The 16,013-nt window shown below is 35.4% G+C and carries 11 protein-coding genes; 7 read left to right on the top strand and 4 right to left on the bottom strand.

The features are described 5' to 3' along the window. Positions 1-29: 29 nt before the first annotated feature. A complete protein-coding gene (locus XYLOR_RS13835; protein ID WP_154655723.1) occupies positions 30-188 on the bottom strand; it encodes a hypothetical protein in 159 nt (52 codons plus the stop codon). Between the two features lie 285 nt (positions 189-473). On the opposite strand from XYLOR_RS13835, the gene XYLOR_RS10635 reads away from it, so the two are divergent. The 6 genes from XYLOR_RS10635 to XYLOR_RS10610 all read left to right on the top strand — a co-directional run bounded on the left by XYLOR_RS10635 (position 474) and on the right by XYLOR_RS10610 (position 8,954). Further along, on the top strand, positions 474-1,385 hold the full coding sequence (locus XYLOR_RS10635; protein WP_154655722.1) for a hypothetical protein: 912 nt from the start codon (positions 474-476) through the stop codon (positions 1,383-1,385). Continuing rightward, positions 1,375-2,892, top strand: coding sequence for a DUF3943 domain-containing protein (locus XYLOR_RS10630; RefSeq protein WP_084608599.1), 1,518 nt, complete (start codon positions 1,375-1,377; stop codon positions 2,890-2,892). Before XYLOR_RS10635 ends, XYLOR_RS10630 begins: the two co-directional genes overlap by 11 nt. A gap of 5 nt (positions 2,893-2,897) precedes the next feature. Next, positions 2,898-4,142, top strand: coding sequence for a THUMP-like domain-containing protein (locus tag XYLOR_RS10625; RefSeq protein WP_036879325.1), 1,245 nt, complete (start codon positions 2,898-2,900; stop codon positions 4,140-4,142). 107 nt (positions 4,143-4,249) lie between these two features. Beyond that, on the top strand, positions 4,250-5,401 hold the full coding sequence (locus tag XYLOR_RS10620; RefSeq protein WP_036879323.1) for a hypothetical protein: 1,152 nt from the start codon (positions 4,250-4,252) through the stop codon (positions 5,399-5,401). Between the two features lie 12 nt (positions 5,402-5,413). Further along, the gene (locus XYLOR_RS10615) at positions 5,414-7,378 is read left to right on the top strand and encodes a DNA topoisomerase IV subunit B (protein ID WP_036879321.1); all 1,965 of its coding nucleotides are present in this window, start codon (positions 5,414-5,416) and stop codon (positions 7,376-7,378) included. Between the two features lie 4 nt (positions 7,379-7,382). Beyond that, positions 7,383-8,954 (top strand): S41 family peptidase, encoded by a 1,572-nt coding sequence (locus XYLOR_RS10610; RefSeq protein WP_036879320.1) that lies wholly within the window; start codon positions 7,383-7,385, stop codon positions 8,952-8,954. Between the two features lie 84 nt (positions 8,955-9,038). Here the strand turns inward: XYLOR_RS10610 and XYLOR_RS10605 are convergent, their stop codons facing one another. Further along, complete coding sequence (locus tag XYLOR_RS10605; protein WP_036879318.1) at positions 9,039-10,118, bottom strand: helix-turn-helix domain-containing protein; 1,080 nt, start codon at positions 10,116-10,118, stop codon at positions 9,039-9,041. A gap of 212 nt (positions 10,119-10,330) precedes the next feature. On the opposite strand from XYLOR_RS10605, the gene XYLOR_RS10600 reads away from it, so the two are divergent. After that, positions 10,331-11,698 (top strand): metallophosphoesterase, encoded by a 1,368-nt coding sequence (locus XYLOR_RS10600; RefSeq protein WP_036879316.1) that lies wholly within the window; start codon positions 10,331-10,333, stop codon positions 11,696-11,698. A gap of 62 nt (positions 11,699-11,760) precedes the next feature. Here XYLOR_RS10600 and XYLOR_RS10595 read toward each other — a convergent pair whose 3' ends face one another. Together XYLOR_RS10595 and XYLOR_RS10590 are read right to left on the bottom strand one after the other, a co-directional pair. Next, entirely contained in the window at positions 11,761-14,022 is a 2,262-nt protein-coding gene (locus tag XYLOR_RS10595) for a cation:proton antiporter (protein ID WP_036879312.1), read from the bottom strand. Between the two features lie 149 nt (positions 14,023-14,171). Then, entirely contained in the window at positions 14,172-15,899 is a 1,728-nt protein-coding gene (locus XYLOR_RS10590; protein WP_036879310.1) for a tetratricopeptide repeat protein, read from the bottom strand. Positions 15,900-16,013: the final 114 nt, after the last annotated feature.

The raw sequence follows: 16,013 nt of genomic DNA, 5'->3' as shown, positions 1-16,013 counted from the left end.
TAGCGGGGATTTTATTATATTGTTAGTCTTTATAGCGCAGGTCCGTCTTCTTCATTATATTCGGCGGCTGAATCAAAATCTATATTAATTGTATTTTTACCTATATCATAACTATTTGACAATAACGGACTTGAATATTTTACTTCTAATATTCTTATTTCTGGAGCGATATATTTTTTCTTATTCATATTTAATTTTTGAAATGCAAAATTACTAAAAATATTCAACATACGTGAATTTTAATTGTATTATTTTGCACAATTATGTCATTATTTCACTATAATAATTACTATGTATAAACTGAAATAATGTTTTATTATGCCATAATAATGGTTGATCTGTAATTTTCTTATATATACACACGCATAAAATCGTTTTTTTTTCGTAAGTTTGCATTATATAAAGAATATTAAATGATACTGCTTAAATATATATTGGTAATCGTCTTATGTTTGTCGGCATGCGTAAACACTATGGCCGATAAATTACATAAGAAGAAAATTAAGAATTCATCTGCCAGTATAGGTTTGATAACTAGATTAGACACCTTGCATGGTATGCAGTTGAACCTTATAACCAGTGTATCTTCGATGGCAAAAGGAGTGCAGTTAGCTGGAATATCCAATGTGGCAGAAGGATTGAGAGGAACTCAGATAGCAATATTCAGTAACATAAGTCTTTCTCCTGTATCAGGAGTGCAGTTATCTCCAGTAGCCAATATATCCAGAGGCATTAAAAACGGAACCCAGATATCAGGATTGGTGAATGTATGTTCTGGTAATATGCATGGATATCAGCAAAGTGCATACAACTATACAGATACATTGAATGGCGTACAGTTTGGTGCAATAAATGTATGCGTAAACCACAAGCATGGTATGCAGATTGGATTTATAAATTGTAGTCGTGATACTGTAGCTAACAAAATAGGACTTGTTAATGTAAATCCTAATACAAAGATCGATATTCTCACTTTCGCAGGAACAAGTTGCAAGTTTAACTTTGCATTAAGATTCCGTAATAAGAGTACGTATTCCATAATAGGCATGGGAACATCCTATATGGGCTTAGATAAGCGATTCTCAGGCGCTATATATTACAGGTTGGGCCAATACTTTGATTTGACTCCGAAATGGAGCGTAAGCAGCGATTTAGGCTTTTTCCATATAGAGACATTTCAACGAAATTCAGATATAGCTCCTGATAGATTGTATTCTTTGCAACTCCGCGTGAACGTAGATTACAGAGTCAATAATATGCTTGGTCTTTTCGCCTCATTAGGATATGGAGATACAAGGTATTATAGCCACTCAAAAGAATACCGTAACAGAGCATTATTAGAATTAGGAACTTCTTTCAGATTAAGAATAAAGAATGAACAATAAACCAACTACTAATATATTATTATCAGCTGTTTTGCTCATTTTTCCATCTGCATTAATAGCACAGATCGATACATTAAGAGAGTACCGTCACAAAGCTGATTCTGTATTGATTGCCGATTCGATATATGCGTGGGATAATCCACTTAATCAGAAAAAACATCCTTGGAAGGCTGCTACAGAAGCTTTCTGTATAAATGCAGGTGTTCAGCTTTTCGACAGATTTGTAATCAATGGCGATTACTCTCATATTAGTGCCAATTCTGTCTGGCATAATATAAAGAATGGTTTCGTATGGGATAATGATCAGTTTTCAACAAATCTGTTTGCCCATCCTTACCATGGTGGACTTTATTTCAATTCAGCGAGGAGCAACGGCATGAGTTTCTGGCAGAGCGTCCCATATAGCTTCTGTGGTAGTCTGATGTGGGAACTTGCTTGTGAAACAGATCCGCCAGCGATAAATGATTTGATGGCTACAACAATTGGTGGAGCATGTATAGGAGAAATAACCCATCGAGTGTCCGATCTAGTCTATGATGATAGAGAAAGAGGATTAAGCCGCTTCTTAAGAGAATTTGCAGGAGCATTAACCTGTCCGATAAGAGAACTTAACCGTATATTGAACGGAGATGCATGGAGAGTTAGACATGACTATTATGAATATCATGATTATAACAGAATACCAGTAGACTTTTCTGTAGCTTTTGGTGATAGGTATCTTGCAGACAAGGGTGCGATGTTCAGAGGCGAGCACAATCCTTATCTTGACATGTATTTGATATATGGGGATGCTTTTAATGATGAAGAGAATAACCCCTACGACTACTTTACGGCTAATGTGACTTTCGGATTTACAGGCAATCAACCATTGATAAGCGACATACATCTTCTTGGACGGCTTTGGACAGCTCCAATATATTCAGGAGATAAAATAGACGCTGAGTTTGGTATATTCCAGCATTTTAATTATTACAATTCACAACCGGTGAAAGGCGGTACCAGCCAAGTTCCATTCCGAATATCAGAAGCAGCCAGTGTTGGCCCTGGTGTTATATATAGATTCCCTGAGGTAGGAAACATTTCTAAATTAGAGCAACATATATTTCTTGATGCCATATTGTTAGGCGGCAGTCTTACTGACTATTACAGATTTGTAGACAGAGATTACAATATGGGTAGCGGTTATAGCATAAAGGTCAAGACAATAATGGAATTCCGTAAGATGGGAAGTTTTAGTGTTAACGCAGACTTCTACCGGATATACACATGGAAAGGATATGAAAATAAAAATTATGAATCTATAGATCCAAGATATCTTAATGCCCAAGGCGATAAAGGCAATGCAACGTTGCTAGTCATTAATCCTCAAATAGAATTTAACCTTACAGACAAACTTGCCCTGCAGTTGCATAGTTCATACTATTTCAGACGTACTATATACACCTATCATGAAAATGTAGAATACAATACATTTGAAATAAGGTTGGGCTTTAATTATAAAATATAATATAAATGACAGTGATAAATCCATCTGCAGCTACAGAAATGTTTATAAAAGAACATGCTGCTGATAACGTTCATACTTTGGCACTACTTGCATCAAGATATCCTGATGTGGATATACATTTTGCTCTTTCCCAAATAGATGGCAGGCAGAGGGCAAAAGTAAAACTGCCAACATGGTCATCAATAGATGATATCTATTATCCCGTACATCTGTCTATGGAACAATGTTCATCACAACAGACAGCAGAATATAAATACTCTTTGGCAAAAAATCTTATTGATGACAATAAAAAGTGTATATCAAAAAGTACAAGTTTCGTAGATCTCACAGGCGGTTTTGGTGTAGACTTCTCATTTATATCACGAGCATTCAGTCATGCTGTTTATGTAGAAAAGCAAAATACCTTATGCGAAATAGCTAAGCATAACTTCAATCTCTTACATCTCAGTCAGTCAGAAGTAGTATGTGGCGATGGGGTAGAATATCTAAGTAATGTAAATGATGCAGATTTATTCTTTATCGATCCAGCTCGTAGAGATTCAAATGGCAGTAAGGTAGTTGCTATATCCGATTGCACTCCCGATGTTATACAAATAAAGAAACTCTTGCTTGATAAAGCGCTTTATACTCTTATAAAACTATCACCCATGCTAGACTGGCATAAGGCTGTTGATGACCTGAATAAAGATTCTCAATGTGTTAGCCAACTTCATATAGTATCAGTAGATAACGAATGTAAAGAACTACTTTTTGTAATTACTAAAGAGTTTACGGGAAATTTACAAATATACTGTGTCAATGATGATTCAAACTTTGATTTCACATACGATCAGAATATAAACCAATCATCAACGTTAGAATTATCCGAACTAAATAATATAGAAACAAACAACTTATATGTATATGAACCCAATGCATCAATAATGAAATCAGGATGTTTCGGTATATTGGAAAACCGTTATCCGGTAAAGGCTATAGGCAAGAATAGTCATTTGTTTATCTCTTCACATAATGTAGATGAATTCCCAGGACGTAAGTTCGTTATGGATAGAGTTACAACAATGAACAAAAAAGACCTTAAGAAAAACCTATCAGAAATAGAAAAAGCAAACATAACAGTTAGAAATTTTAATATGTCTGTAGATGAGCTTCGTAAACGTCTTAAAATAAGAGATGGTGGTGATAAGTACATCTTTGCTACCACGATAGCAGACAAACAACATGTGCTGCTCATTTGCCATAAGGCATAACTAATAGTAATAACATACCTAAAAAGGTCGAAATTCGGGCTTTTATTTTGTTTTCTGCCCATTTTTCTTTACTTTTGCAGGTTTAAAGCAATTAATTAATCTATAAAATGGCATCAGTAGAAATAAGAAGAGTCGCTGATAAGAAAGACTTAAAGAAATTCATAGAGTTTCATTATGATTTGTATAAAGGAAATGAATATGATGTTCCTACTCTTTTCAGTGAGGATAATGATACTCTGAGCAAAGATAAAAATGCAGCTTTCGATTTTTGTGAGTCGGAATATTATCTGGCTTACAAAGATGGTAAGATTGTAGGGCGGGTGGCCGCTATCATTAATAATAAAGCCAATGAGAAATGGGGACACAAAAGTGTACGTTTCGGTTGGATTGATTTTATAGATGATATTGATGTTTCCAGAGCATTGTTCAAAGCCGTTGAAGACTTTGGCCGTTCTAAGGGTATGGAAGAGATCGTCGGCCCTTTGGGGTTTACAGATATGGATCCTGAAGGAATGCTTATATGGGGATTCGACCAATTAGGAACAATGGCAACCATTTACAACTATCCATATTATCCTGAACATATGGAGAAACTTGGAGGTTTCGTTAAAGATAACGATTATGTGGAATACAAGATGTTTGTGCCTGAAGAGGTTCCTGAGAAATACACCAAAATAGCTGAAATGATAAAGAAACGCTATAATCTGCATATAAAGAAACTTACTAAAAAGGATGTTTTTGAAGGTGGCTATGGCAAGAAAATATTTGAAGTAATCAATTCTACATTTCAGGATCTATACGGTTATTCTAAACTGACCGATAAACAGATTGACCAGTATGTAAAGATGTATTTTCCAATGGCCGACTTAAATATTATAACATTAGTAGAAGATTGGAATGCTGATAAGAAACTTGTAGGTGTGGGAATTACCATACCATCGTTATCAAAAGCGCTGCAGAAATGTCGTAAAGGTCGACTTACACCTTTTGGCTGGTGGCATATAATCAAAGCCCTTAAATTTCACAAGACAGAAGGTGTAGACCTTTTGCTGATGGGAATACTGCCCGAATATCGTGTAAAAGGAGCTAACGCACTTATGTTCTCTGATCTTATTCCTAAATATCAAGCATATGGATGGAAATGGGGTGAGAGCCAAGTAGAGATGGAAAGCAATGAAAATGTGCAGAGCCAATGGCAATATCTCGAGACGGTAAATCATAAGCGGCGCCGTTGCTATAAGAAATCATTGACAGATTAAATATTTTTTTGGATGGAGGACAATATAAATAAAGAAAATCTGGAACCGCAGGTAGCGTATACGGATGATAATATACGGCACCTGTCGGATATGGAGCATGTGCGTACACGTCCGGGTATGTATATTGGTCGTCTTGGTGACGGTTCATTGCCGGAAGACGGTATTTATGTCTTGCTAAAAGAAGTTATAGACAACTCAATCGATGAGTTTAAAATGAACTCAGGCAAGCGTATTGAGATTGATATAGAAGACAATCTTCGTGTCAGCGTGCGCGATTACGGTCGTGGCATACCTCAAGGCAAACTTATAGAAGCTGTAAGTATGCTTAATACAGGTGGAAAGTATGATTCAAAGGCATTTAAAAAGAGTGTAGGTCTTAATGGTGTCGGTGTAAAAGCCGTAAACGCTCTAAGTTCTCATTTTGAGGTGCGCTCATACCGTGAAGGCAAAGTACGTTCGGCATCCTTTGAGCGTGGCATTATGAATAGTGATCACACAGAAAAGACAGCTGACGAAACAGGTACTTACATCTTTTTTGTACCTGATAATACGATGTTCCTAAACTATTCGTTTCACGATGATATTGTAGAAACGATGTTGCGTAACTATACTTATCTTAATGCAGGACTGACTATCATGTATAACGGCAGGCGAATATTAAGTCGTAACGGACTTGAAGATCTCCTTAATGATAATATGACCAATGACGGTATTTATCCGATTATACACCTCAAGGGGGATGATATAGAGATTGCTTTTACACATACCAACCAGTATGGAGAAGAGTATCATTCATTTGTAAATGGTCAGCATACCACTCAGGGTGGTACCCATCAGAGTGCATTCAAAGAGCATATAGCCCGTACTATAAAAGAATTCTATAACAAAAATATAGAATACACCGATATTCGTAACGGACTTGTTGCCGCTATAGCCGTTAACATAGAGGAACCTATGTTCGAAAGTCAGACTAAGATTAAGTTAGGTTCACTTACTATGAGTCCTAACGGTGTAAGTATCAACAAGCATATAGGAGACTTTATAAAGACCGAAGTAGATAATTATCTGCATAAGGAATCAGATACTGCAGAGGTCCTTCTAAATAAGATACAAGAGAGTGAGAAGGAGCGTAAGGCAATGGCCGGTGTAACTAAACTTGCCCGTGAAAGAGCTAAAAAGGCTAATCTTCACAACCGTAAACTGCGCGACTGCCGAATTCACTTTAGTGATGTTAAAAATGACCGTAAGGAAGACAGTTGCATATTTATTACAGAGGGAGATTCTGCAAGCGGAAGTATAACAAAAAGCCGTGATGTAACAACTCAGGCTGTGTTTTCTTTAAGAGGAAAACCACTCAACTGTTTTGGACTTACTAAGAAGGTTGTGTACGAAAATGAAGAGTTTAACCTGCTTCAGGCTGCACTTGATATTGAAGACGGTCTTGATTCTTTGCGTTACAATAAAGTTATTGTAGCTACCGATGCTGATGTAGACGGAATGCACATACGTCTGCTGATAATAACATTTTTCCTTCAGTTCTTTCCCGAACTTATAAAGAAAGGACATGTTTATGTATTGCAGACACCACTATTCCGTGTACGTAACAAGCGTACAAAGATAAAGAACAAGAAAGTGATAGCTGAAGCTGACGAACGCCTTAAAAAGGGTGATAAAAAGAGTGATTTCATCACAAGATATTGCTATACAGACGAAGAGCGTATTAATGCGATATCAGAATTAGGACCAGAACCGGAAATAACCCGATTCAAAGGTTTAGGTGAAATATCACCTGACGAATTTGTCCATTTTATCGGCCCTGATATGCGTCTCGAGCAGGTTTCACTGCATAAGACCGATCAAGTTCAGAAGTTACTTGAGTATTATATGGGCAAAAACACCATGGAACGTCAGAATTTTATTATCGATAATCTTGTAATAGAAGAAGACCGTACAGAAGACGAAATAATAGAAAGTTAAAATAATGAAGAAACTCTTGTTTGCAGCATTGCTGCTTGTCTCTATAAATCCAGCCAGTGCTCAGATGCACTTTAATTTCGGACCGGATTCACCTATTGGTAAGTTACAGATAGCAGAGATGGCTATCAACAACTTGTATGTAGATACTGTAAATGAAAATAAGCTGGTAGAGGATGCAATTAGAGGTATGCTCGACAAATTGGATCCGCACTCATCTTATTCCACTTCTAATGAGATGAAATCGATGAGCGAATCATTGCAAGGCAATTTTGATGGTATCGGTGTCCAGTTTAATGTAGCTGAAGATACATTACTTGTTATACAGACCATAACCAACGGACCTTCAGAGAAGGTCGGTATATTGGCAGGCGACCGTATCGTAGCTGTTAATGATACAGCTATAGCTGGAGTTAAGATGTCAAAAGAAGATATAATGCGCCGTTTGCGTGGCCCTAAAGGAACAAAAGCAAAATTATCAATAGTAAGACGTGGTATAAAAGATAAGCTAACTTTTATAGTAACACGCGATAAAATACCTGTAAAATCTATAGATGCAGTATACATGATACGTCCACAGGTAGGATATATACGTATTGGAAGTTTCGGCGCCACTACTTACGATGAAGTTATGCAAGGGCTTGATACCCTTAAGTCGCACGGAATGAAAGATCTTATAATCGATCTTCAGGAGAATGGAGGCGGCTATTTGCAGGCAGCAGTTATGGTTGCTAATGAGTTTTTGCCAAAGAATGATTTGGTAGTCTATACAAACGGCCGTAAATCGCCTAGGATGGACTATCGCGCCGATGGTAGTGGAACAATGCGTAATGGTCGAGTTATCGTCTTAATCAATGAATTTACGGCCTCTGCGGCTGAAATTGTAACCGGAGCTATCCAGGATAACGACCGTGGCATCGTTGTGGGCCGCCGTTCGTTTGGTAAAGGACTTGTTCAGCGCCCGATAGATTTTAAGGATGGTTCTGAGATGCGTCTTACCATAGCACATTATTATACACCTTCAGGCCGTTGCATACAGAAACCTTATACCAAAGGCGATAGCAAAGACTACGAGATGGATATAGACAACCGTTACAAGCATGGTGAACTGATAAACAAGGATAGTATACATTTCTCAGATTCTTTGAAATATTATACACTTCGTGAGCATCGTGTTGTATATGGTGGTGGTGGTATAATGCCAGACTATTTTGTACCGCTTGATACAATGCAGTACACTAAGTTCCATCGTCAGTTATCTGCTAAGAGCATCCTCATTAATGCTGATCTTAAGTACATTGATAACAACCGTAAAGACCTAAAGAAGAAATACCCTACATTCTCCAAGTTTGAGAAAGAGTATGAGATTCCTCAGTCTCTCATTGACGATATAATAAAAGAAGGTGCCAAACAGAATATAAAGCCAAAAGATGATGCAGAGCTAAAGGCAACATTGCCTGCACTTCAGAATCAGCTTAAAGCTCTTGTAGCCCGTGATCTTTGGGATATGAACGAATACTTTAAGATTGTAAACGAGCAAAATGATGTGGTTAAGAAGGCATTGCAACTGCTCAAATAAAGAAGAAGACTTGCAATTATAGTGATTCGTAAATGTCTATGCCTGTATTTTCTATAAAATTAAGAGAATACAGGCATAAATATTTTATTGTTCAACGAAATATTCAGATGGCGTTTTGCCTGTATATTGCTTAAAATTACGAAGCGCTGTAGATCTTGAGCGAAAGCCAACATTGTAGAAAACGTCCTGATAGTTCTCCGATTTTTCGTCTTTTACGCGATTTATAAAATCCTCAATGCGCAATGAGTTTATATAAATATTAAAGTTGGTATATCCCATTTCACGCAAGGCTTTTGATAACGTTGTGCGGTTCGTAAATAGCGAAATAGCCATTGAATTCAATGAAATGTCCGGATCTCTATAGTCAGATGTCTGTTTCATGTGCAATACAATTCTTTCACACAACGGGTTTTGCTTTTCATTTGTTGTTACATATTCAGGTACTTCGTTATTAATATCAGTAACATCATCATAGGTTGATACAGGGTGCTTAATAAGTCTCTCAAAAAGCTCCATATATGCGATGTATATACTGCAACCTGCACTGACATAATAATATAGCGTCTTTATAATAATCTGGTCTGAAATAAGCACTATTATGTATGCAATGGTATTTATAATAAAACAAATAGTGTATTTAATCATCCATGCCCTGTCTGTGTTGTTGTAACGTCTTGTATAAGGTACCGTAAATATTAGAAAAACAGGCGTAAAAACAAAAAAAACAAGCATAAAGCGAAACCATACATCAAACTTCGTAAAATATGGGAACATCTCTAATAATGAATGGTATGGTAGAAATTTTATTCCAATAAGATTGCAAATATTGTAAACAACTGCAAGTATAATACATGGACTGTAAAGCTTTACCACACGCCAAATATTAAGATATCCGGGTGATATTACCTCAATAGGATACATTATATAAGATATCACCATGAATATAGCTAGAAGTAGCATTGGCACAGATATAACAAGTTCAGGTTGTTCTCCATGACATAGAGCATAAAACCTCGTTATATAGTTAAGCACAGAAAACATGACGATACATGCAAGGATGATGCGCGAACGTTCTCCACTTTTTCTACGTGCGAAGACTAATAATGATGTAAGCAGGCATGCTACGGCTGCTGCAAATGTGGTTGCTAAATATAGACTTTGCATAGTTACTTTGCAAATTTAACAAATAATTTAATAATTAAGCACTGTTTGTCAATGTTAATTATCACATTTTGTATTTATGACACATAGGTATTGTGATTTTGGAACATTAATTTGCGAAATGTTCGTTAATTTTGTCCCCTGAATAATTACAATAAATATCGTGAAAACCACCAATGAAAATCACTTAGTATTAATTAATATTTAATTTTACAATGAAAAAATCATCTTTTTTACTATTATTGTTCGCATCGGTATTCATATCGTGCGGCTCGAGCCATAATGTCGTTTCGGATAATCCATTTGACCCATCTACTGGTAATAGCGATAGTATTGTTCGTAATAAGATTGTTGTTATCAGCGATTTGCATCTTGGTAATGATTTGAGTTATTCAGAAGATGTAAAGCATCTTAGCAGACTAAAACAGTTTCTTAACGAGGTACGTTCTTCTGCTACAATCAAAGAACTTGTAATTGCCGGTGATATGTTTGACGAGTGGTATATACCAACACGTACAAATACATATGATAATAAGTCTCAGGCTGATTTCGTTAAGAAGACTGTAGTTGCTAATCAATCAATATTTAATGTTATCAATGGTATAATCGGTGATAAAAAGATTAAAGTAACTTATATTCCGGGTAATCATGATATGGGCTTTACACCTGAGAATGTGGATATAGCAATGCCAGGTGTTAATCAGGCTCGTGACTCTAAAGATAAGTATGGTATTGGAACATATAATCCTGATGGTTATCCTCAGATAGCAATAGAGCATGGGCACAGATATGATTTCTTCTGCTCTTTGACTCCTAATGCTAATGATGCGGAGGCTCCAGGCGCTGTATTGGCTCCTGGATATTTCTTCGCTCGTATTGCAGCGAACTCGTTTACAGACCCTACAACTCATGATGATGCTACAAAGGTTCCTGTAACGGTATTAAATAATCAAAATGATCCTGAACAGTATAGTAAATACATCTACTATGGCTTATGGAAAAAGGTTTTGGAGGATGTCATATATGTAAAGGATGATTTCGATGCTAAAATTATTACTACAAATGTAGGACATTATACTAAAACATACTCTATTAATGATGTTTTACCTCACAATAGTACTACTGATGGAAGTATACAGATGAACCTTTATAATGGATTGTTTACTCAAAATAATTGGGATAACAGAGAACAGTATAATAATGCTCCTATTATGACAAATATTAATGATGCGATAAAAGGTAGTTTGGCTACATCTTTTATTGATGATCAGTCAGATAATCAATATTTTAGAAATTCCCAATCAGGTGTTCGTCTTGTCATATTTGGGCACACTCATATACCAATGATCAAGACTTATAAAAATCTAAAAGGTAGTACTTGCGTATATGCTAATAGCGGAACATGGGAAGATTATAAGAGCCGTGATAAGAGTAAGGTTATAGAGCAAGATTCTATGAACATGACTTTTGTGGTGGTCTCGCCTATGAAGACAAATAAAAAGAAATTGCAGGTTGGATTATATCAGTATCGCTTTGGTAAGCATTTCTTGACTGATAGCAAGTCGCTTGACATTTCAGAATAAAGTTTATTACTAATAAACCATTATCCCCGATACTAAATTAAAAAGAGTATCGGGGATAATTATTATAATGTAGATGTAGGATCTTTAAAACGTACACATAGCAGATTCGGTACGGCATTCTTTGCTTTGTATAGTTCTATGATATCTTTATACATTCCATACGTTGAGATAACAAGTTGATCGGCCTTGCTCTTTATCATGAGCTTATTTATCTGACTGTATCTTTGCATAATAATCTTATCTGTCAGGCTTGGGTCTTTCTCCAGAAGCTTATTTATGTGTTTATTATAATTTTCGTTATCAACCTTGGCGGATGCATAAATCTGTATTGATACCAACGACTGTGACATATTATCAATGAAATTAAATAATTTGTAATCATTATCGCTATCTATTACGATAGACAGATGAGCGATCTTTTCAAGTCTGTTGGGGCATACTAATATAAATACGGTGCATTCTGTCCTTTTAAGTATATCTTCTGTCTTATCGCTTAATAAGTTACTAATAGAGTTGCCTTGTATCTTATCCAGCAATGAATCCCAATATTTGCTTTTTATTTTCTTTTTTATGTTATGATTGCTAAAACTGTATTTGGAACCGATGACGAGATAGTCTATTTTCTCATTTCTCGTCATGCTTGCTATTTCGTTAGTTATATTTTTTGTTACTTTGTAGACATTAGTCAATTTTACATTTAGTTGTTTTGCCTCTTCCTCAATAGGCAGAAAACGGTCTTGAGCGTAATGTTCGGCTGTAATCATATTTACGTCCATACCTTGGGTAAAGTGAGCTGCCGTTATTTGTTTCTGGTTCATTGACTCACCAAATATCAATCTACTTATACGTAAAAGATTTGGTCCACTACTAGGTAAACCGAAACTTAGCATTATCTTTTGACGTTTTACTTTCACGGCTCTCTTTTGCTTTTCAAATATCTTAGATATCATATGCAGGGCAGGGGTAGTCATGAATGTTGTTACCAAAGCCATTATTACCAGCACAGCATATATGGATTTCGGCAGTACTCCCATCTCATATCCAATGTTCAGGGCTACAAGTTCCATCAGTCCTCTTGTATTCATTAGCATTCCGATAGTCAGACTGTCGTGCCATGTTTCACCTACGAGCTTTGCAGCTATCGTACATCCTCCGAATTTACCCGCAATGGCTATCACAATGAGCAGAAGACATATGCCTACCATCGACCAACTGTTTATTAATAACAGGTTGGTGTTTAATCCGGTGTATGCAAAGAATAATGGCAAGAAAAACGCCAATGTAACATCTTCTACCTTATTCGTCATGATATGGCGGAATCCAAGGTTGGATGGCATTACTACTCCTGCTATGAACCCTCCGAACAATGCATGTATTCCTATTAGTTCTGTTATAGATGCTGATATTATAAGTGTCAGGAATATAAGTCCGATGAGGCTCTTGTTTAGGATTTCGTTGTTAGCCTGTATCTGGCTTATTTTTCTGAAGAACGGACGCACGCACAAAAACATGAATAGAATATAGACTATAGTTAGTCCTACAGTAATAAATGCACTGGTTGATGTTCCAGACTTTGTGAGAGCTATGACAATAGCAAGCAGGCACCATGCCGTTACGTCATCATTTGCGGCCGAAGCTATTGATAATACCCCCAATTGAGTTTTTGCCAAATTTCTTTCCTGAACGATTCTTGCAAGTACAGGGAAAGCTGTTATACTCATTGATATACCGATGAATAGGGCAAAGGCTAAAAATGATGTTTGTTGTGAGGCATATTTCTCATATATGTAGAATGACGAAACTATGCCAAGGAAAAATGGTACGAGAATTCCCGCATGACTTATTACGAGGGTTTCGTTGAACTTGTTTTTAAGGACCTTAAAATCAACTTCGAGTCCAATTACAAACATGAATAGGATTAATCCTATCTGACTTATTAAATATACGTTTTCTAATGAGTCTTTGGAGAATATAAAGTTAAATGCATTTGGGAAGTAGTGACCTAAAATAGAAGGGCCCAGAATGATGCCTGCAATTATTTCACCGATTACGCCCGGTTGCCCTATAAGATTAAATATTGAAGAAAATATCTTGCAGGATAGTAGTATGATGATTATTTGCATCAGTAGAGTCATAAGTGGATCTTTCAGATTACTCTTTACCAGGTGTAAGAACATACCTGAGAACCCGCTATTATCACTTAGGCATGCTTGTGAACTGAGCTTATGAAGTTCTATCCCGCTTTTTAATGAGACATAAATTAACAAGCTGAAGACAGCTATCATTACGATATAAATGTAAGTGTTTTTTGTTGATTTCTTCATCTCATTAAGATTTATAATGCAAAAATACGTCTTTTACAGTTTTAAAATTTGTAATTAATTCATTATTAGCGTGTTTTTATTTTTTTTTAATAATTCAGCGTGACATATAATAGTGAATAACTTTTCATAATAATGTGCCTTATTATACATTATAAGTTATGAATAAAATTATCAACTTCATCTAGAGAAGTACTTGAATCGAAACAATTTCTTCTTATACCATTCCTGGCATTGGTAATAGCTGCTTTTGTCTTAGACAATACTATCGCAATATTTGAAGGCTTGAAATCTGCTTTTATCAGATAGCAGATATTTATTTGAGTATCATTGATTGATGGATAATACTGGCGAAGGCGATAACTATAATTATCAAAGTATATATCTATACATTCCTTCAGTTTTATAAAAAGTTCTTTTATTTCTTTTTGCTGACAATCATTATCATTAATCATCTGGTGTATACTGTTATATATGCTACATGTTCTGAAGTCTTTCCATATATCAGTTTGTCTTTCCACTTCTAGTTTTATCTTGTCATTATTCTGCTTCAAATAGTTAATCCTTAAAGAAGACAATTCATCGTTTTCATGCTTCAACTTATTTATTATTTCCTCATTATTTTTAATGTGGTCAATACTCTGTCGGTATTGTTTATCCTTTTCGGCGATAGTCTTTTCCAATTGTGTCTTTTTACGCCTTACCTGCATTAACCATATAATCCATCCTGAGGCGAGCAATAATATACATATAATAGCGATCTGTAGATAGGATTTAGATTCAAGATTTTCTAACGAAAGTTGTAAGTTCTTGTTTTGTACCAGTTTGTAATCATACAGCGATTGTATTTTATGTACTTCCTTATCATTCGCTTCTAGTCTGATACTGTCTATTAGATTTATAGAACTGTCTGCATACGCCAGTGCTTTGCTGTCATCTTTAAGTCCATTTTGATATATATCCTTAAGATTTAAATATGCATCTGCTTTTCTTGATTTATCAATATCTTGTGCAGCAATATTTAAATTTCTAATAGCAGACTGATAATTTTTATCAATGTAGTCTAATGTGCCTTTGCATATATAAAACCCATATTGATTCATAAATTCGGGTGGCAATATTCTTTTTGCATTATTGTAAATGTATCTTGCACCTTTATAATCATCATATCCCATGCAGAATTGAATCTTTGCCAGCATAGTAGATGCAATGACCATATTATCATTAAGTTTTATGGCATCTCGTATAGCCTTATCATAATAGATAGTTGCTCTTTTATTGTTGTCTGTACTTTCATATATTCGTGCCAAGTCACTTTCGGCTAAAGGTGTTACTCTATAGTCTTTACCTTTTTTGAAATAATAAACAGACTTCTGGTATGCTTGTAAAGCTTCTTTTTCTGAGTATCCCACTTCAAGTATTTGTGCCATCTGATTATAAATTCTTCCTATCAGTATATTGTTTTTATTGTATGGAACTAAATCCAATGCCATATGATAATACTTTAATGCATCTTTTGCTTGATGTAGATCTCTGTATATGCATCCCAGACAATAATATGCTTCCATAAGATGTCCTACATTATAATCTTCACATTTATAATATTTCGCAACATTAAGCATCGCAGAATCGCTTTGATGTGGAACATAGCATAAATCTTCAGCTCTGCAAAGTAATATCTGATAATACATTTGTAGAGAATCCGGTGCATTTTTTATATTTAGATTCTTTAGTTCGTGATATGCTTTTTGTGGGTGTTCATTTAAGATGATCTCAATAGTCTGAAATGGCATATGATAATTGTCTTTTTTATAACAAGATGACAAGTATAGTGTAGCCAATAATATAATTATAAAGCTAAACTGTGAGTGTTTAATCATGATGAAAAATTTTATTTGATACAAATTTACGTTTTTTATTTTATTCATAACCAATATTCATAAAAAGTGAACAAAAAGTGAACACATTTTCTTTGAAACTGTATTTTAAACGTC

The sequence above is a fragment of the Xylanibacter oryzae DSM 17970 genome, assembly GCF_000585355.1.
Classification (GTDB): Bacteria; Bacteroidota; Bacteroidia; order Bacteroidales; family Bacteroidaceae; genus Prevotella; species Prevotella oryzae.
This window is presented reverse-complemented; position numbering and strand designations above follow the sequence as displayed.